14 protein-coding genes are annotated in these 19,242 nt (G+C 44.2%); 3 read left to right on the forward strand and 11 right to left on the reverse strand.

Annotation, left to right across the window (positions count from 1 at the left end; all coding sequences use genetic code 11):
• Positions 1 to 465: 465 nt before the first annotated feature.
• Entirely contained in the window at positions 466 to 2,169 is a 1,704-nt protein-coding gene (locus AAFP11_RS11315; protein WP_341737158.1) for a pentapeptide repeat-containing protein, read from the reverse strand.
• Between the two features lie 46 nt (positions 2,170 to 2,215).
• On the opposite strand from AAFP11_RS11315, the gene AAFP11_RS11320 reads away from it, so the two are divergent.
• Positions 2,216 to 3,013 carry an ion transporter gene (locus AAFP11_RS11320; RefSeq protein ID WP_341737159.1) on the forward strand — a complete coding sequence of 266 codons (798 nt, stop codon included), beginning with the start codon at positions 2,216 to 2,218 and terminating at the stop codon, positions 3,011 to 3,013.
• A gap of 78 nt (positions 3,014 to 3,091) precedes the next feature.
• On the opposite strand, the gene AAFP11_RS11325 is transcribed toward AAFP11_RS11320, so the two are convergent.
• The 7 genes from AAFP11_RS11325 to AAFP11_RS11355 form a co-directional block, all read right to left on the reverse strand.
• Positions 3,092 to 4,468, reverse strand: a complete 1,377-nt coding sequence (locus AAFP11_RS11325) for an ATP-binding protein (RefSeq protein ID WP_341737160.1) — start codon at positions 4,466 to 4,468, stop codon at positions 3,092 to 3,094.
• A gap of 237 nt (positions 4,469 to 4,705) precedes the next feature.
• Positions 4,706 to 6,076, reverse strand: a complete 1,371-nt coding sequence (locus AAFP11_RS11330) for an ATP-binding protein (RefSeq protein WP_341737161.1) — start codon at positions 6,074 to 6,076, stop codon at positions 4,706 to 4,708.
• A gap of 611 nt (positions 6,077 to 6,687) precedes the next feature.
• Entirely contained in the window at positions 6,688 to 7,260 is a 573-nt protein-coding gene (locus tag AAFP11_RS11335; protein WP_341737162.1) for a hypothetical protein, read from the reverse strand.
• Between the two features lie 74 nt (positions 7,261 to 7,334).
• On the reverse strand, positions 7,335 to 8,900 hold the full coding sequence (locus AAFP11_RS11340; protein ID WP_341737163.1) for a hypothetical protein: 1,566 nt from the start codon (positions 8,898 to 8,900) through the stop codon (positions 7,335 to 7,337).
• Positions 8,901 to 8,978: 78 nt separating this feature from the next.
• Positions 8,979 to 10,349 carry an oligosaccharide flippase family protein gene (locus AAFP11_RS11345; protein WP_341737164.1) on the reverse strand — a complete coding sequence of 457 codons (1,371 nt, stop codon included), beginning with the start codon at positions 10,347 to 10,349 and terminating at the stop codon, positions 8,979 to 8,981.
• 254 nt (positions 10,350 to 10,603) lie between these two features.
• Entirely contained in the window at positions 10,604 to 11,392 is a 789-nt protein-coding gene (locus AAFP11_RS11350) for a TIGR03943 family protein (RefSeq protein ID WP_341737165.1), read from the reverse strand.
• Positions 11,393 to 11,490: 98 nt separating this feature from the next.
• On the reverse strand, positions 11,491 to 12,570 hold the full coding sequence (locus AAFP11_RS11355) for a permease (RefSeq protein WP_341737166.1): 1,080 nt from the start codon (positions 12,568 to 12,570) through the stop codon (positions 11,491 to 11,493).
• 497 nt (positions 12,571 to 13,067) lie between these two features.
• Here AAFP11_RS11355 and AAFP11_RS11360 point away from each other — a divergent pair, with 497 nt between their 5' ends.
• Positions 13,068 to 14,507: an ATP-binding protein gene (locus AAFP11_RS11360; protein WP_341737213.1), complete on the forward strand. Its 1,440-nt coding sequence runs from the start codon at positions 13,068 to 13,070 to the stop codon at positions 14,505 to 14,507.
• 247 nt (positions 14,508 to 14,754) lie between these two features.
• Here the strand turns inward: AAFP11_RS11360 and dnaN are convergent, their stop codons facing one another.
• The 3 genes from dnaN to AAFP11_RS11375 form a co-directional block, all read right to left on the reverse strand.
• On the reverse strand, positions 14,755 to 15,894 hold the full coding sequence (gene dnaN, locus AAFP11_RS11365; RefSeq protein WP_341737167.1) for a DNA polymerase III subunit beta: 1,140 nt from the start codon (positions 15,892 to 15,894) through the stop codon (positions 14,755 to 14,757).
• A gap of 455 nt (positions 15,895 to 16,349) precedes the next feature.
• Positions 16,350 to 17,723: a chromosomal replication initiator protein DnaA gene (gene dnaA, locus AAFP11_RS11370; protein WP_341737168.1), complete on the reverse strand. Its 1,374-nt coding sequence runs from the start codon at positions 17,721 to 17,723 to the stop codon at positions 16,350 to 16,352.
• Entirely contained in the window at positions 17,683 to 17,916 is a 234-nt protein-coding gene (locus AAFP11_RS11375; RefSeq protein WP_341737169.1) for a hypothetical protein, read from the reverse strand. The genes dnaA and AAFP11_RS11375 overlap by 41 nt, the downstream gene beginning before the upstream one ends.
• A 181-nt stretch (positions 17,917 to 18,097) precedes the next feature.
• Between AAFP11_RS11375 and AAFP11_RS11380 the strand changes: the two genes are divergently transcribed.
• On the forward strand, positions 18,098 to 19,242 hold a 1,145-nt coding region (locus tag AAFP11_RS11380; RefSeq protein WP_341737170.1), incomplete at its 3' end, for an HhoA/HhoB/HtrA family serine endopeptidase.

Raw genomic sequence — 19,242 nt, forward strand, 5'->3', positions numbered from 1 at the left:
CCCCTTATTAAGGGGGGCTAGGGGGGATCTCCGGGTTAAAAAACACGCCCTAGGCCTTCCATTGCTGAGGGAATTTGAATTCTCTTGTCCCCCCCTTGTTAAGGGGGGCTAGGGGGGATCTCCGGGTCAAGAAAACACGCCCTACTCCTTCCATTGCTGAGGGAATTTGAATTCTCTTGTCCCCCCCTTATTAAGGGGGGCTAGGGGGGATCTCCGGGTTTAAAAACACACCCTATTCCTTCCATTGCTAAGGGAATTTGAAAATACTCTTGTCCCCCCCTTATTAAGGGGGGCTAGGGGGGATCTCCGGGTTAAAAAACACGCCCTAGGCCTTCCATTGCTGAGGGAATTTGAATTCTCTTGTCCCCCCCTTGTTAAGGGGGGCTAGGGGGGATCTCCGGGTTAAGAAAACACGCCCTACTCCTTCCATTGCTAAGGAGTCAATTTGTGACTACAAACATTAATTCATTCGTGAATTGTGCCGTCTGGCATAATTGCACCTGTGAGTTTTGCCCGATCCATATTTGCTCCAGCCATATTTGCTCCAGCCAGTTTAGCCTCCTTCAGGTTAGCTTTTTCTAGGTTTGCCATCATCAAGTTTGCCCCGCGCAAGTCTGCTGAAGTTAGATTTGCTTCACTCAAATTGACGCAGATCAAGCTAGTTCCGCAGAGATTGAACCCGCTTAAGTTTTGCCCGCTCAAGTTAACGAGATCGAGGTTTACTCCAACCAAACTTACTCCTATAAGATTAACACCTCTTAGGTCGAGTTCTCTGAGGTTAGCTCTCTTCAAGTTAGCTCCAACAAAACTTACACCTGTGAGGTTAGCAACCTTCAAGTTAACTTTCATAAAGTCTACTCCCGCCAAACTTACACCTGTCAATTTAACGCCTGTCAGATTAGTAGCAATTAGGCTGGCACTGTTAAGATTTGCTTGACTTAAATCTGCTGCTGCCAAATTAGCACTATTGAGATTAGCCGAAGTTAGGTTAGCATTATTTAGATTAGTGGCGGTTAAATTTGCTCCACTGAAATTTGCCCCTGTTAAGTTTGCTCCACTAAGATTTGCCCCTGTCAGGTTTGCTCCTGTGAAGTTTGCATCGCTTAATATGGCTTGATGGAAATTCGATTGAATCAGTTTTGCATACTCCAATTTAGCCTTGGTTAGGTTGGCACTGCTTAAATTAGCTCCTATCAAATCAGCTTCTTGCAGATTTGTTAAACTTAAATTTGACCTTTGCAGATTAGCTTCAAATAGATTTACTTTTTTTAAAGTAGCACCAGTTAGGTTTGCTTCTGTCAAATTTGCTTCTGACAAAATGACATCAGCTACCAAAGTTTTTCCACTCAAATCTAATCCGAATAAATTGCAGCCAGTAAAGTCTCTTTCACCTGCGTTATATCGCTTCCAGAATTCCTCAGTGCTGGTAGCTAGTTCTCGATCGTCAATCTTAGCATTCACAGGAGTAACGATCGGCGATTCTACCGCTTTGCTAGATACAGATTCTGCTTGCAATAGCTTATCCACCCGATCGCTAAACTGCCTCAAAACCTCAGCATCATCAACCTTCCCACCAGCATTCGCCCCCTGCGTAACCGCATTCTCAACATAATACTTATCCACAAAACTTTGCAGCCCAGCATTATATCCTTGTCCCACCGCCTGAAACCTCCAGTCGCCATTCTTCCTATACAAACGTCCAAATTCCAAAGCCGTTTCTTGCGAAAATATCTGATTCAAATTATACCGAACCAATTCATTTCCAGTCTCGGAATTGTAAAGCCGGATAAAAGCATTTGTAACTTGACTAAAACTTTGATGCTTTTCCTGTCCCTCGTGAATCGTCACCACAAACACAATTTCTTGAATCCCAGAATTGATTTTACTCAAATCCACATAAACCGTCTCATCATCTCCCTCAATTTGTCCAGTTGCGCTGTCTCCTGAATGTCGCACCGCACCGTCTGGCGATGTCAAATTATTGTAAAATACAAAATACTTTTCATCGGGAATTCGACCATCTGCTGCTAACATAAAAACAGATGCGTCAATGTCGCAATTTTGTGCTGTCTGGCTGACTTGCCAACCTAGGGCGATCGCCAATTTATTGAAATTAGGAACTTCCTGAGAAAGATTGAACCTTTCACCCTTAGTTAATTCGATGCTCATATGCGATAATTTCCTTACCTCACAAATGGTATTAATTATCCCATCTATGTTAACTAGAAAGCAAATAGGCTTTTATCTCGAAGATATCGAAACCCCAATTGGCAAAACCGTCAATTTAACTCTTACCGGACTTATTCTCCTATCTTCCGCCAGCTTCATCGCCGAAACTTACCCCCTGGCGGAACCTGTGAGATTTAAATTGCAAACTCTCGATCTAGTATTGTTAGTTTTTTTTGTAGTTGAGTATTTAGTGCGGCTGTGGTGCGCTGACCATAAATTAAAATTTATTTTGAGTTTTTTTGCTATCGTCGATTTGCTCGCAATCTTACCATTTTTATTGGGATTTGTCAATGTCAGTTTTATCCGTATTTTCCGTTGGTTTAGAATTCTTAGACTCATCCGCTTTCTGGAATTGAGAAATTCTGTGGTTCGGATTACTAGCGAAGATAGTGCGATTTTTTCCCGGATAATTTTTACTTTGGTCGCCATAATTTTAGTTTATTCGGGTTTAATTTATCAAGTCGAACATCCGGTAAATCCTGAAGGTTTTGGCACTTTTTTGGATGCGGTTTATTTTTCCGTTGTGACGATGACAACGGTGGGATTTGGTGATGTGATTCCGATTTCGGAAGCGGGGCGCTTTTTGACTATTTTGATGATAGTTACGGGGATTGCCCTGATTCCTTGGCAGTTGGGGGATTTGATTAAACAATTAGTTAAAACTGCTAATCAAGTAGATAGTGTTTGTCAAGGTTGCGGTTGGTCGGTACATGATGCTAATGCTAAATTCTGCAAAATGTGTGGCACTCATTTAGACATGGGGGATCGGGATACCCCCCCCTGATATCAATTCCTCTCTTCATCGGAATTATTCATTGGGCATCAGGCATTTTTGACAATGGACAACGGACAACGGACTTGTTTATATCAATGGCAACCAAATTTCAAATTCTGTGCCCATTCCTAACTCCGATTGCATTCTGAAGATGCCGCCATGTTTGCCTGTGATGATTTGATAGCTAACTGCCAAACTTGTTTCTTTGAGGACTCGTTTTTCGGCTGAAAATGAATGTAAAATTTTTTGGTATTTCATCACAGACATTCCTGGTCCGTTATCTTTGATGCGGATTGAAACCCAGCGCAGGTGGGGTCGCTCCGGGTCGATGGGCGGTTCGGGGCTGCAAACTTGAGTGGCGATTTCAATTTGAGGTTTGCGCTCGAAATTTTTCAAGGCTTTTCCTCTGAATTCTTTTGCTAATTCTTGACCGACAGCTTCGTTAATTAAACTATTGATGGCGTTAGTCAAGATATTGATAAATACTTGGTTTAGTTCTCCTGCATAGCAAGGTACGGGGGGTAGGTATCCGTAGTTTTTTATTACTTGAATTTCGCTGCTCAAGCGGCTTTTTAGCAGCAACAGAATGCTGTCAATATTTGAGTGCAAGTCTGCGGGTTTGGGATACACGTCATCTATGTGGCAGAAGTTTTGCAAGCTGGTGGCTAATTTGCTCAAACGTTCGGCTCCGGCTTTGATGCTGCCAACGGTGCTGAGGAAATCGTTTTGCAAAAAGTCATAGTCTATCTCTTCTTTTAGTCTGGCGATTTCTGGCGGAGGCTCCGTACAGTGGGCATCGTAAACTGATAGCAACTCGATCAAGTTTTTGCTGTAATCACTTATGTAGGTTAAATTGCCCCAAATAAACCCTACGGGATCTAAAATTTCGTGGGCTACTCCGTTGACTAAACGCCCCAAACTAGCCATTTTTTCGCTTTGAATCATTTGCGCTTGGGCTCTTTCGTAGCGCACTTGAGTTTCTATGCCACGAATTTGCCAGTAGGCGATGTTGAGTGTGTGGGAGTCTAGCAGCCTATAGGATTGGGAGTCGATTTGCACGACGATGGGATCTGATTGCAATTCGGGCGATCGACGCAGAGCTTGCGGGGCTGCGGTTAAGATGGTTGTACTCTCCCTGAGCACAGACATCTCGACGCGAGCATAACTGTAGATAGTTTTTAGTGGTAGGCGCAAAAATAGCTCCGTACCTTGGGGTTTGAGCAGGTATTCGAGCAGCAGCCTGCGCGATATCATGCCCACAAATTCTCCTGCTTCTACCAAAACTACTCCCGGTAATAGGGGGTGTTTTTCAAACATTTCGGCGACAGGAGCGCCCAAGCAGCTAGATTTTACCTGAAATTGATACAGGGGCAAGTCCCGGAGAGTAGACTCTAGCGAAAGGTCTTGATGGCTGCCTTCGGAGAGCAAAGGACCAAGTATTTTAGATCTGAATGTATTTGCCACGATCGCTTTGAGTTACCGGAATACCCTGACTGTGAAAACGATCGGGTGGTACTAACATAGTCTATCATTTCACCTAAACAGCAAAATTGGGGATTTTTTTTTGAGTAGGTCTGGTTGTTCTTATGGTTTGGATGTTACCATCTGGCTAGGTTCTGGTGCTAAGTGCTTGCCTTGGTTTGAGAAGACTTTTTATGCTAGCTAGACTGTCTGCGATATCAAGTATGTACACAAAAGTCTTTATAGTGCCTTTTGATCGCAGGTCTGAACTATAGGTAGCAGGATCTCGAATTCGGTGTTGGGTGCCGGTTGCGATCGCAAATTTAGTTTACCCGCGTGCTTTTCTGTGATGATTTGATGACAGATAGCCAGCCCCATCCCGGTTCCTTTACCTACTGGTTTGGTGGTAAAAAAGGTCTCAAATATTTGCTCCTGAATTTCTGGGGGAATGCCTGGGCCGTTATCGGTAATGATAATTGCGGCCCATTTCCTGTCATCGACTTCTACTACTTTGGTGGTAATTTCGATGCGGGGATACCAATTTTGCGGGTACTGTGCGCTCATTTCGCGATCGCCCGCCCGCTCTGCCAAGGCATCTAGAGCGTTGATTAACAAATTTAAAAATACCTGACTTAATTGACCAGAATAGCATTTTATCAGTGGCAGGTCTCCGTAATTTTTTACCACTTCTGTGCTTTGTTTCAATCTATTTTTTAGGATTAAAAGTGTATTTTCTATGCACTCATGGATGTCTGTACTAAAGGGCTTACTTTCGTCCATGTGAGAGAAGTTGTGCAGACTGTTAACAATTTTGAGCAATTGTTCAGCCCCAAATTTCATACCTTCTAGGGTGGCTGGCAAATCTTCTCGTAAAAAATCAAATTCTATCCTTTCTTTGATAGCTGCAATTACAGGAGATGGTTCGGAAAATTCTTCTTCGTAAGCTGACATTAGTTCTAGCAAATCTTCAAAATAAGACAGCAGAAAATTTAAATTTCCCCAAATACAGTTGAGGGGATTCCTGATTTCGTGAGCTACCCCTGCGATAATATTTCCCAAACTGGCCATCTTTTCTGTTTGAATCAATTTGGCTTCTGTTTGCTTTTGGAGCAATTTATTGGTTAATTGGTGAATCTTTGATTGAGCTACCATTAACTGTTGTACGTCTAACAGCCAGTAGGTCTCTGGGGCTACTTCGACTACTATGGGATCGTAAACTAATTCGGCTGGTCTGTAGAGCGATTCCTCGGCTGCTTCTACTATTAATTTAGTGCCTGATAGTATCAGCATATCTTTTCTAGAAAAACGATATAAAACCTCTATTGGTCGTTTAAAGAACATTTCTATACCGTAGCGCCGGTTGACTCTTTCAAAAAATAGCCTTCGGGAAATGATGCCGACAAATTTACCCCGATCCGTCAAAATAACGCCTGGAAGTAATGGTTTTTTGTCAAAAGCCTGGGCCACTTCTTTTGCCTGTTGAGTTAATTCAATTTGGCAGTTGTACAGAGGCAGGTCTAGGAGGGTAGATTCTAAAGAGAGGTTCCAAGTACAAATTTCAGGTATATGCAACACTGATAACTCCGAGTTAAACTCATGCAAAGCAAACATTGATGAAACCTCTGTTAAATATTTTATTGATAGATAACTAAAGTTGCTGGTCATTCATACTTAATCAGTCATAGTTAATTGGTGATGAATCATTGGTAAGCAAGTCAGGAGTTTTGATTTTTAAGTATCGAGGGCGTGAATTTGCAACTCTTTAACTTAAACATTAGTCACTTCCACAACGTTGTTCGCGAAGGACAGCGGCCATCTCAAAACTTTTTTGTTACCGATTCTCCTCTTCCCCATTCTCCATTCCCGTCAAGTAATTTGCAACAGCACCCCATCGGAAAGCCCGATCGGGTCAGCATTGTCTGCTAAAAATATTGTTTCTAAATCAATGTTAAGGGATAAAAGCTGTTGTGGAACTTACAGATGTTTAATATAAACTTTTTACCATAAAATACCCTAAGATCGCGTATTTTCCTAAAATCTTAAATTTTTATAAACTGGCTAGTGTTATTTTTTATACAATGTTCGGGGTGCTGGCAGAGTATTTCAATTGGGAATTTGGGATGTGGGGGTTTTCCCCACAGATACCTCTGGGGGCTGATTAAAAATGATGGGTAACTGTGCAGTTTCTCTAGGGAGAATTCGAGACAAGAGAGGAAATTGCTTCAGGATTGCGGTTCTACTTCTGGCCATAGACGTTCTAATTGATACCGCCAAGCTGCGAGAGTCTGTTGGCGAGACTCTGGTCCGAGTTCCATTTCCCCCATCAAGCCTTCGGCGTAAAAACGGTCTAAAGTCTGAAGGGTAGTTTCCACAGACTGTCCCTGAATCTTGGCAGCTTTGATGATTTGACGGATACGGGTTTCGATCAAGTCGTCGAAAAAGTCTGACAAACCGCGCTGTTGTAGAGCCAGCAGTCTGGCTACGGCGGCGGAGAAATCGCCAGTGGCCAGAGTAGTCAAGTTGTGCTGAAATACTCCCCACAAGATATTTTGATGTACTGCGTAACGAGTTTCGAGGGTGTTGTCAAAGTTAGCTTCTAGCAGTTTATCGAAAAATTTTTGAGTGGATGTGGCATCGGCGATGGGGATCAAAATCCGCAGCCAACTGCTGTCTTCTGAAAGCAGCACTAGCAGGCGAAACTGGGGCGTTTCTACTTGCCAAGAAGTGGCGGCAGCCATCTCCACACTTTCACTAAATAAATCTTTGAGGGTATGGGTAATTTCTTCGGGAGTCATAGGATTTTCGATTTTCGATTTTCAATTTGAGATTTTCGATTTGCCGGCTGGGTGGGTTCCAATTTTAAATTAGTTTAGGGTAGCCAGCGGGGGTGATAGCCCGCAAAAGGCAGTTCTTCGGGCTGCACTTTGGGTTGAGAAACGTCGGGAGGTATTTCTATTAAGGGTAGCAGCCAAAGGCGACTGCTGGCGATCGACTGTCCGCTATCATTGCGAGGACTGGTTGGTGTTAAGGGTTGTGCTGATGTGACTGATTGGTCAAAAAGTAATGCCAGTCCGTCGGGAGATAAACTGATTTGGGTATCTAATTGGTTGGGTAAAATTAGCAGGGGTTTGATGGTTCCTATCAGACGAGTTCCGTCTTTTTTGAGGTCGATGGCGGCAATGAAAGGCTGTTCTTTGTAGTCTTCTGTTTTCAGACGTTGGGATAAAAGGCAGTATAGGCGCTGGAATTGATTGTCTTTGTCTTTGCGGGGGTCGAAATGGACGGTGATAATGCTGCCGGGAATTCGCAATATTTCTTGTTCTACGCCTTGGTTGTCTAAGATGAAAAGCGATCGGGTCAAGTCGGTGTTGTATTTAACATAGGCTGCGGCGGAGTTGTCGCGGGCCATGCCTAATACCTGTTCGTATTTGGGCAAGAATTCTACGGGTTCTGCTTGCGGTTTGAAGGGGACGATGGCTAATCCTTGTTTTTGAGATATTACCATCGATTTGTTGTCGGGCCGAATCATAAAATCACCACCTTGTTGATTTTCCAAGGGTCGAGGTGGCATTTTTTCTTCTAAAATCCAAGGACTAAAATCTGCGGGATTACGGCGGTTGACGCGGGCAATAACTATGGTTTTGCCGTCGGCTGAGAGGTCGAATTTGAGGTTCTGATAATCTTTGGCATCTAATAGTTTGTCGATTCTACCTGCTGGCTGCGGTGGTGACACTTCCCCTCCCGATTGGGGATTTAGGCCGGTGGTAACAGTGAATAGTTCTTGGCTTAGGGTGGAGCCTGATTTGACTTGCGATCGATCTGTTGCTAAGAATAAGATGCGATCGCTATTAGGATAGGGTTTAAAATCGGTGACGACTAAATCTTTGGGAGTTAGGGCTATAGGTTTCGGGTCGGTGCTTGAGAGATTGACTAACATTAATCTGCTTTCTGCTTCGCCTTTGACGCCGATGTAAGTAAAAGCGCGATCGCGACTGCGAAAGGAAGCGCTAAATGGTTGAATTTGCCTGCCTGGATTTTGGTTGTTTTCTCCTCCGTATTTGTCCGTGGCTCCTGCGAGTTTTAATGTGTAGGTAACGCCGTAGGGTGCGGGGTTTTTGAGGGTGTAAGCCATGCGCCTTCCAGCCCAGCTAAATTTGCCGGGGAGAGGTGGTTCTATTTTTAAGTTTTCTTCGACGCTGGAGTGATTCATGGGGCGAAAGAATGTGAGGATAAATCCCGTATCTGCCGCCCCGATTTGTTGGTTTTGCCAGCTAAATTCTCGGACTCGCGGTGCTGTGCGATCGCCCGACAGTAGCAACAGTCCAATTAACAGGCTCAGTCCTAGGATCAAGATGATTGCCGTGCGGTCGATCGGCTGTTTAAATAGCCCTACATTCAACGAGGAAAGATTAATTTTTTTATTTAAAATACTCACTAATCTTTCTCTCCTCTTTCCTATCTAAATTTATGCCCACACTTAAAAAGTTAATTAACACTCTCTCCGTTTGTTTTACTAAAATACTTTACCTGGTGATAGATCCGTCGGTAACAGATGGTCGATCGGTGAACCACCACCAAAATGATATCTACAAAACAGTATAGTTGCTAGTACCCCTAAAAACAATGCTGTCAATTTAACATCTTCCCACAAACAAAATAATTTTTCTTTCCAAAGACCGTAGGTAATGACTAAATAAGTAGGAATATCGCCCACAGCTACAGCAATCACAGCACCTAAATAACCCAGGAAATGATATCCGACTGGTATGCCAATAGTGATACTCAAGAAAGTGGCGAAATTGCCCATAGCTCCGTACTGAGATTTGCCTATAGCTAACAGACAAGAGCTCATCAAATTGTGGAGGGTGGTGTGCCAAATTCCTAAGGCCAAAATAGGCAACATCCAAGATGCTGCTATATACTCTTTTCTGTACAGGATTAAAATTATTTGATCTCCAAAACTGACAAAGAATGCTAAACCTATGGCTAGAGGGATCAGAATCAGGTTACGGTTTTTAAGAATCTTGGCGCGCAATTCTTCGCGAGGCAACTCTGCTAGCATGGAAATAGAGGGAAAAATCACCTTGCCACCAATGGCGATAATCACTTGACGTGGCATATCACCGAGGGTGAAAGCAATGCCATAAATGCCCAACATCGTCAAAGAAAAGATTTTTCCTAGAACTAGCCGATCGGCTTGAGAACATAGAAAAAATAAAAGTGTAGACAAAAATATCCATTTTCCATAAGAAAATATTTCTTTAACTGCTTCTCGATCCCAAGTGAAGCGGTGAGACTGGTCGCGAATCAAAAAATGACTCCAGATTAACTCTACTAAGGTACTACTAAAACCACCCGCCAGAATCGCCCAGATGCTGGGATTAAACAAAGCCCAGATAATCATCACTGTAGTAGAAATTATCTGGGTGCCAAATTCAAAAATTACTACTTCCTTGACTGCCATTTTCCGGTTGAGGCTGAATATGGAAGTGGAGTTGAAGCCTCCAATCAGGGTGTTGATACCGATCACTGGAATCAACCACAGCAGACGTGGTTCTTGGTAAAAAGTAGCCACAGGCCAAGTGACTAACATTAAACACAACCACACAAAAAAGCTGCGAATAATTTGCATTGTCCAAGCGGTGTTGATAAATTCTGGATCGTCTCCACGCTTGTTCTGGATGATACTTGGCCCCAGACCGATATCTGAAAATAGGTGAACACCTACGATGAAAACATAAGCAAGACCAACAAGACCAAATAGTTCTGGCAAAAGCAGCCGTGTCAGGATGAGGTTACTGCCAAATCGGAGAATTTGACTCCCTCCATAGCTGATGATGGTCCAGATTGCGCCTTTGATAGCGAGTTTTTTTTCTGATGACATAAACTTTAAACTTATCTTCTCATCATGAGTCTAGTTGCTGCATTTGCTATTGGCAACTCCTACAGGATACGGAGGCTAATGTTTTACCTGACTTGACAACATCTTAATTTGGACATCGCCGAGGGCGGGAGGGTTATGCCACAATCACAAAGGTCAAATTTAATCTGTCACCTGTTCGACATTTAATAGACATCTCCCATAATTCTGGTGGGGTAGGCATCCTACCAGCCCTTAACAGCCCTGTTGGGAGATGTCTAATAATCATAAGGGTTTTTTGGTTCGGGAATTGATTTGAGGGAATCGGCCTGAATAGTTAATTTGCGTTTCCCTTGCAGTTCTTCTGAGCTCGCTTCTCCTTCTATTTCTAACCAACTGTCTGGGGGAAATGCGGTGCGACTTTGACCGATCGGTAATTTTACGGGCAAACCGACTGGATAGGCATCTGCGGCACAGCAGGTAATGATAAAACGACCGATCCAAATATATTGCTCTGATACCTTGGGCGGGTGAATTACAAATCCTTGAACCTTGACTTTTTGACCTATATATGTGTCAGGCTCTGGATTGAAATTTAACAGGCGCACCCACTCGATGAGCGATCGCTTTTCTGGTTTGGTGGTATTGCGAAATTCTTGGGGTTGCAGTCTGGTGATGGGGAGAGATTCAGTCAGGCCTCGTTCTAATGCTGTCTGACTGGTAAAGGTACGGGGTGTCGTGACTAAACCGATTAAGGCGACGCTCAACATTAAGGTACTGCCAAAACTGGGGGGAAATAAAGTAATATGTTCAACTTTTGGGATTCTGGGAGAGTTGATGGTGGGTGATGTCCGAGATTTGTGGTTGCTGCGATCGAGCTGGATGAGTTCCCACATTTTATAACCGCCAATGATGATTAAGCCAATGCCTCCGGCTACAGTCAAGCCAAAGTAATTGGGGTGAATCAAAATGCTTAATTTGCCAGTGATCCAATATTTGAGGAGCAATATTCCCCAGGATAAGATAGCTACGGTATCTAGCCAAGGACCGAATTTTTTAAGAATCATCACGTCTGATTTGAGATGGGAAATTGAAGAGTTGAGATTTGAGCATTGCTCCCGATCGCTCTTTAATTAAGTTACACTTAAAAAAAATGTTGCTGATGCTAACCTAGATATAAATTGACGGCGAGAGTCATTAAAAAAGTTAACTGAGCTGCCAGTACCATTAAGTAAATTACGGCTCTACCTCTAAAAATTGATAGCATTAAACCGATGCCTTTGATGTCAACCATCGGACCAAAAACTAGAAAAGCTAATAGGGAACCGCTGGTAAATGTGGCGGCGAAAGACAAGGCAAAAAAGGCATCTACCGTAGAACAAATCGATACCACTGCGGCTAATAACAGCATGGCGAGAATCGAAGAAACGGGGCTTTGGCCGAGGTTGAGAATTAGTTCGCGGGGGGTGCCAACTTGAACGATCGCAGCGATCGCGCTACCAACGACTAACACACCTCCCAATTCGCGCAACTCCTGTACCATACTATCTAGCAGCAGGCGCAGACGCTCTTTAGAAAGGCGGTGGAACAGGGAGGAAGGTTTCGAGGTTTTTTCAGTTTTGCCTGTTTCTAAGGGCTTCCAGTTGTCTTGTAGCAAAGATTCGATCGGCACTGCCCCCCCTGGCATACCTAGGATAAATGTCCCCGACTGCAACAGGGAAGGAGTTTCGGCTGTTAGTAGCTGTGTTTCGGAGCAATCGGGTTTTGGTAGGGGAAGGGCGCGGGCGATCGCGGGTTGTAGCAGAGGCCGCAAGTCTTTCTGGGTGCTAAACACCCAGCCGATGATAGTTGCAGTGATTAGGGAAAATACCACCCGTAAAACCACAATTTCTGGCTGATCCCGAAAAGCAGTCCAAGTCGCCCAAATCACGATCGGATTGATTGTCGGTGCGGCGAGTAAAAAGCCGATCGCCACCGGTGCGGGTACTCCTTGCATCAACAACCTGCGGGCCACCGGCACGTTACCGCACTCGCACACCGGAAACAAAAACCCGACTAAACTACCGGCTAAAGCCCCCAGCAGTGGATTTCGGGGGATGCGGGCTATGAGTTTGCGTTCATCTACAAACCCCAGCAGCACACCGGAAAATAAAACTCCCAGCAGTAAAAAAGGTATAGCCTCTACTAACAAGCCCAGAAACAGGGTGAAAGCATTATTTAACTGATTTGTCAGGGCGGGTTGCATCCATCACCTACTTGTAAACTGCGATTTGGGGCCTACCCCCTGTCATACTAAACACTGGTTAAAAACCCCTATTTATCGACATGGAGAGGGGGAGGGACAAAAAATGGGGTGAATAACCCGGATGTGGTATTAATAATCATAGCCGATCGCACAGCCAAGTTAAGATTCAGTTAAAAATCTCTGGCTATACAATCCTAGCTGGTATTCAGGACTTCTCTAAACCAGAGAGTATGGATAGGAATTTGAATTAGTTTTAACCACAGGTTAAAAGTTTAAATTCAGGTTAAAAAGTTACTAAATTTGGGAACTAATCGTTAATCCGCCAAAACTCAATATAAAATAAAATCTAGCATAACTGCCGGGATTCCTCTATATTGCTTATACTATTGCTGATACTGCTCTCAGTTTTTTTCGATAATTTAAAAAGCGGTTTGCTATGTGCTCGCAGCTAAATGTCTACTTGTAAATATAACCTCTATCTTCGTGCTGATGAATTTATGTTGAATACGTCCTGCATCGAAATACCAGCCCCACTCATGCAAGATAATTCTATAGCAGAGTTCCGTTTGGAATCAACTCTTCAAGAATTGTCACTTTATGATTTTCAGGTAGAAGCTACAGATTTGGGAAGTAAAATTGCTCAGATGTTGGAGGCTTATCCCCTGCTTCCAGGAGTCATTTTAACCGATATGGGTCTATTTGCCGGCATGATTTCCCGCCGGAGATTTTTGGAATTTATCAGCCGTCCCTTTGGGCGAGAATTATTTTTAAAGCGACCTGTCAGGGCCTTGTACCGATTTGCAGAAACAGAAACTTTAATTTTTTCTAGCGATACTTTAATAGTTGATGCAGCGAGAAAGTCCCTACAGCGATCGCAAGAGCTCCTTTATGAGCCCATCGTAGTTCAAACATCGCCTCATACTTATTGTTTACTGGATGTCCACGAATTGCTAGTAGCCCAATCCAACATTCACGAACTAGCAACAAAATTGCTGCGACAACAAACACAAGCCCAATTAATTCAAACTGAAAAACTAGCCAGTTTAGGACAAATGGTGGCTGGAGTCGCCCACGAAATTAGAAATCCTGTAACCTGCATCACGGGAAATCTCGAATTTTTGTCAAAATACTCCCAAGACCTGATGGATTTGCTGTCGGCTTATGAAAAAATTGTCGGCACCAACGAAGAAATTGAGGAGCTCAAAGAACGCATAGAATTTGATTTTTTAGAAGAAGATTGGGCGGAAATTCTCAAAAGTATGAAAGTTTCTGCACAGAGATTGACCGAACTTGTCACCAGTCTCCACACCTTCTCTCATATGGATGAAACTCACCGCAAAGAAGCTAATCTCCATGAATGTATTGACAGCACACTACTAATTATGAAAAACCGTCTTAAGTACGGGATTAAAGTAGTTAGAAATTATGGAAATTTGCCCTTAGTCAGATGCTATTCGGGTCAGTTGAGCCAGGTATTTATGAATATCATCAGTAACGCGACAGATGCTTTGGAAGAACTCAAAGGAAAAACAGGTTTTGTACCTGCTATTACTATTGAAACTGAGCTCATAGAAAGTTCTGAGACCAACTACATGAGTGCGGAATTAATTCAAAATTATGTCAAAGGCGATCGGGAAAATTCCCCACACCTATCTTTAGTAAGTCTCAACGGTCAACCGAACTCAGAAGCAGTGGAAAAAAATCAAAATCATGGTTGGATAGCGATCAGAATTGCAGATAACGGGCCTGGTATTCCGCCAGAAATTCAGCGGCGAATTTTCGATACATTTTTTACTACAAAACCAGCCGGAAAAGGTACGGGATTAGGATTGGCAATTACTCACCAAATTGTAACGGAGAAGCACCAAGGTAAGTTGAATTTGCATTCTACTCCCGGTACTGGTACGGAGTTTGAGATTTTGTTACCAATTATTTGAAGGAATAAGTCAGTTGCTAACTAATGAGGACTTATACCAATTTCATAGAGTAGCGCGACATAACTACCCCCCCAACCCCCCCGAACTCGCGGGGGGGCTTTGAACGGCATCTGTAGCAAATATTGATGAAATTGGTATTACGCATGGGGGGTCAAAAACCCGGTTTCTGCGTGAATATTTGTCGAAAAAATCGACGATTTTTGGAAGAAACCGGGTTTTTTGCGTCCAGGACTACTAATGACTCTTTTTAAGCTCTTAGCTGAACAGGCATTACCAAGAAAGTAGCATTGACTCCGCCCAAAGGTTGGAAAATTACGGGGGCCAAAGCCCCATTTAATTGCAGTTGAATTTCTGGGGATTGAGCCGTTTTCAAAATGTCAATTAAATACTTGACATTGAACGCGATATCTATGCTGTCTCCCGAAATTTGCGCGGGCATTGACTCTTTGCCACTACCGACATCTTTAGCATCTACCGACAAAGTGATTTCCTGATTCACCGAGTCGATACTGCATTTGAGAATATTATTTTTTTGGTCGGCAAAAACAGCTATTCTTTCTACTGCGGATAAGAAAGCTCGCCTATCCATTGTAATTTGCCTCTCAAAGGAAGGCGGAATTAACTGGCGATAGGCTGGATACTGCCCTTCCAAGGTGCGAGTTGTCAACCGTTGGTCGGCCCATTCAAACACAACTTGACCGTGTTCAAAATGCAGGGTGACAGGTTCAGTCCACTGTCGCATGACTAGCATTCTTTCTACTTCCCGCAAGGCTTTAGCTGGAACTGTCACCTCAAATTCTTTTTCTGCTTCTTCCCCTTCCGATTTTTCATTGGCAGTTTGAACTACTGCTAATCTGTGACCGTCTGTAGCTGCAAATTCTAGACAATCTTTTAGTACCTTTAAATGCACCCCTGCCAGTACCTGTTTTGCTTCGTCGGGGCTAGTAGCAAACAAAGTTCCTTTGAGTCCTTCAATTAAGGCTTCTGGGGGCAAATGGAGGATTGTGCCTCCTTCAATGGCGGGCAATTCTGGGAATTCTTCTGGGCCCATCCCTCTGACTTGGTAACTGCCAGAACTGCAAGTGAGATATGCTACGGTGTCTCCTGCTTCGTCTTCTAAAGTAATCTCTCCATCTGGGAGTCGGGAAACAATGTCGTTGAGTAATTTAGCGGGTATGGTGAAACTTCCGCCACCTCTCACTGCTGCTGGAAAGCTGGTACGGATGCCTAAACTTAGATCGAAAGCTGTCAGGCTAACCCGTTGATTTTCCTCATCCGCTACTAAGAGCACGTTGGCTAGTACGGGATGTGTCGGGCGAGAGGGAACGGCCCGGCTTACCAACGAGAGGTTGGCGTTGAGGTCACTTTGGGTGCAAACCAATTTCATGAGATGAAGGTTAATTAACCGGATTTGAGATAGAAACAAATCCTATCACAGAAAGTCGGTGGGGGAATCCCCAGGATTTTTAGCTTGGGGCTGGGGCTGGCTTTTCTGGAGGTGGGGTGTGTGGGGGATAATGGTTTTAATTTTTTTTGTTAATTTTTTGGTCGATCGCACGGTGTAAACTGTGGAAAAAAATGCGAAAGGATTACTGGATCTACTTTTTTATTGATTATACCCTGTGGAAAACTTGTGGAAAAGTTGCTAAATAGTCGATCGCCCTTGCTGCGATCAGAATTTTTATACAAGGAAACACTAATGTTTTCCACAAATTCAGGGTTCTTTGTCCACAGGTTTTTCCACAGCTAATTAGAAGGAAGAACGTTGTTAGGGGAGGGGATAGGAGACCCAGAACCAGTCAACCAGGATCTAAAAAATAACCAACAACCAATAACTTCTGCTCAAATTTTACGGCTGATCGCGTTAATACGATCGCTCAATTGACGCAAGGTTTGAGACAAATTCGGGTCAGTGTTCCGCAACTGAGCAATTTTATCACAACTATAAAGCACAGTGGTATGGTCTTTCCCGCCGAAAACTTCACCAACTTTCGGCAAACTCAAACCTGTGTGTTGCCGGATTAAATACATACCTATTTGACGAGCAAAGCTAATTTCTCGCTTCCGAGAATTGCCTTTCAAATCTTCAACAGAAATGTCAAAAAAATCTGCAACTACTGCGACTACTGCATCGGGCTTTGCTTCTACACTTTCAGTTTGGGGATTCAAAACCGGGGCTATATTTTCCACAGTCATCGGTAAATCGGTAATTGAAAGATAGGCTACGGCCCGAATCAAAGCTCCTTCTAATTCGCGCACATTGGAAGTATAGCTAGAAGCAATATATTCTATCACATCTCGCGGCAACCGCATATTTTCATATTCGGCTTTTTTCTGCAAAATGGCCATGCGTGTTTCCAAGTCTGGCAACTGAATATCGGCAATTAACCCCATGGAAAATCGCGAACATAAACGCTCTTGCAAACGGGGTATTTGTTGCGGTGGGCGATCGGAAGCTAAAACTACTTGATTGCCAGCTTCATGCAAAGTATTAAAAGTGTGAAAAAATTCTTCTTGAGTGTATTCTTTGCCTTCAATAAATTGAATATCATCTACTAATAAAACATCGGCTGCTCGATAATGATCGCGGAAAGTTTGCATACTATCTTTGCGAATGGCTGCAATTAAATCGTTGGTAAATTTTTCAGTAGAAACGTAGAAAATCTTGGCGTTAGGGTCAATTTCTAAGCGATAATGACCGATCGCCTGCATGAGATGAGTTTTGCCCAAACCGACACCGCCGCACAAAAATAGGGGATTGAATTCTCGGCCCGGAGACTCGGCTACCGCTAGGGATGCTGCGTGAGCCATGCGGTTGTTGGAACCGACCACAAAACGGGAAAATAGGTATTTGGGGTTGAGATTGGCTGGTTTGGGGGGATGCAGCGAGTGGCTTTCGGGGACATCGGGGCCGATGGGAGATGGCCAAATCAGTCCTTGTCCGCCGTGGCCTTCGGTTTCAGTCCCCCCAGCAATTGTCAAGTAAATGTCTACTTTATAGCCGAGAATGTCGTAGACTGCATCGGCGATGATTTTGACGTAATATTTCTGCAACCAATTGCGAGCAAAGGGGTTGGGAGTGCTGACGATCAAACAGTTATTTTCGAGTTGTTCGGCTTTGGCTGTTTTGATCCACGTCTCAAAACTAGGTCTGCTCAGTTGTACCTGGAGACGTTCAAGTATCTGATTCCACAGACTTTCGAGGGGAATTTCCACTGCTCACCTTTGCTGCTAGGCATTTATAGAGATCGAATTTTTGTTCTGGAAAACTCAGTTTAATCGAATTGGCGATTTGGGAGGTTGATCGATCGATCAACATTGTCTGTCGCCGGAGGATTGCAAAATGCTTGAATAATAGATCGACATCATAAATCTTACCTTCTGGGGTAGTAGGGTTGCTTGCTTGCATCTCTCATCCCACCGCTAAATTGAGTACAATTATAGAACGGGACTTCCCGGCGGTATAGTTAATGGAGTCTGCCGATCGCCCCAAAATTCTGTAAAATTCTGTGGCCACCAGGAGGCTCACAGCTATCGGGAATCAGCTCTGCAAATATTTTGATTTGGCAAAAAACCCTAAAAACGTCGCGATGAAGAGTTCTACTGGCAAATTTTGGAAGCAACCGACAATCTACATATTACTGCTGGTGACGGGAGCTGGGGCCGCCATGTTGGGCGATCGTCTGACGGCTTCCCGATTACCTGCAAATTCTGGCGCACCACCAAGGACGCTGGAACCGAAATTACAACTCCCTCTGAATACTAAGCCTCAAGCGGGCAAAGTCTTGCCGCCGAATTCCCTGTCGGGGAATCCCGCTAATGCCAATTTTATTGTGGCTGCGGTGCAAAAAGTTGGCCCGACAGTGGTGCGGATCGATGCTTCCCGCAAGGTGAAACCGGGAAATCGAGGGATATCGCCGGAGGATTTTTTTGGCTTAGATCCGAATTCAGGGGGCCGTGGTGGGGTGGAACGGGGTACTGGTTCGGGTTTTGTCATCGGTTCTGATGGCGTGATTCTCACTAACGCTCACGTTGTAGACGGCGCTGATACAGTAACTGTAACTCTCAGGGACGGCCGCAGTTTTCAGGGGCGCGTGTTGGGGGCTGATGGGGTGACGGATGTGGCGGTGGTGAAGATTGAGGCGAATCAGGTGCCTGTGGTGACGATGGGCGATTCTGATAAACTGCTGTCTGGGGAATGGGCGATCGCGATCGGTAATCCTTTGGGTTTGGACAATTCAGTGACAGCGGGGATTATTAGCGCTACGGGGCGATCGAGTACCGAGGTGGGCGTACCTGACAAGCGGATCGGTTTTATTCAAACAGACGCTGCGATTAATCCGGGGAATTCCGGTGGCCCACTGCTGAATTCTGCCGGGGAAGTGATCGGCATGAATACAGCAATTATTCAAGGTGCTCAAGGATTGGGGTTTGCAATTCCCATTAAGGCGGCTCAAGAAGTTGCGAAGGAATTGATTGCGACGGGCAAAGTCGAACACGCTTATTTGGGCATTGAAATGGCGACGCTAACTCCTGAAGTGAAGGAGCAAATTAATAAAAACGGTAACAGCAGCCTTCGAGTTACAGTCGATCGGGGTGTGGCTATTATTAGTGTGGTGCCTGCTTCTCCCGCCGCTGCATCTGGTTTGCGGGCTGGGGATGTGATTCAAAAGATTAACAATCAGCCGATTATTCAGTCGGAAGCTGTTCAGGAATTCGTACAAAATGCTAGGGT

Origin of the sequence: Microcoleus sp. CAWBG640, assembly GCF_020883015.1 — a bacterium.
GTDB classification, from domain to species: domain Bacteria; phylum Cyanobacteriota; class Cyanobacteriia; order Cyanobacteriales; family Microcoleaceae; genus Microcoleus; species Microcoleus anatoxicus.

Coding starts and splice junctions, on each gene's coding strand:
- AAFP11_RS11375 (WP_341737169.1), bottom strand. CDS start 17,916: ATGCAAGCAAGCAACCCTACTACCCCAGAAGGTAAGATTTATGATGTC.
- AAFP11_RS11335 (WP_341737162.1), bottom strand. CDS start 7,260: ATGACTCCCGAAGAAATTACCCATACCCTCAAAGATTTATTTAGTGAA.
- AAFP11_RS11330 (WP_341737161.1), bottom strand. CDS start 6,076: ATGTTTGCTTTGCATGAGTTTAACTCGGAGTTATCAGTGTTGCATATA.
- AAFP11_RS11355 (WP_341737166.1), bottom strand. CDS start 12,570: ATGCAACCCGCCCTGACAAATCAGTTAAATAATGCTTTCACCCTGTTT.
- AAFP11_RS11350 (WP_341737165.1), bottom strand. CDS start 11,392: ATGATTCTTAAAAAATTCGGTCCTTGGCTAGATACCGTAGCTATCTTA.
- AAFP11_RS11345 (WP_341737164.1), bottom strand. CDS start 10,349: ATGTCATCAGAAAAAAAACTCGCTATCAAAGGCGCAATCTGGACCATC.
- AAFP11_RS11360 (WP_341737213.1), top strand. CDS start 13,068: ATGTTGAATACGTCCTGCATCGAAATACCAGCCCCACTCATGCAAGAT.
- dnaN (WP_341737167.1), bottom strand. CDS start 15,894: ATGAAATTGGTTTGCACCCAAAGTGACCTCAACGCCAACCTCTCGTTG.
- AAFP11_RS11315 (WP_341737158.1), bottom strand. CDS start 2,169: ATGAGCATCGAATTAACTAAGGGTGAAAGGTTCAATCTTTCTCAGGAA.
- AAFP11_RS11320 (WP_341737159.1), top strand. CDS start 2,216: ATGTTAACTAGAAAGCAAATAGGCTTTTATCTCGAAGATATCGAAACC.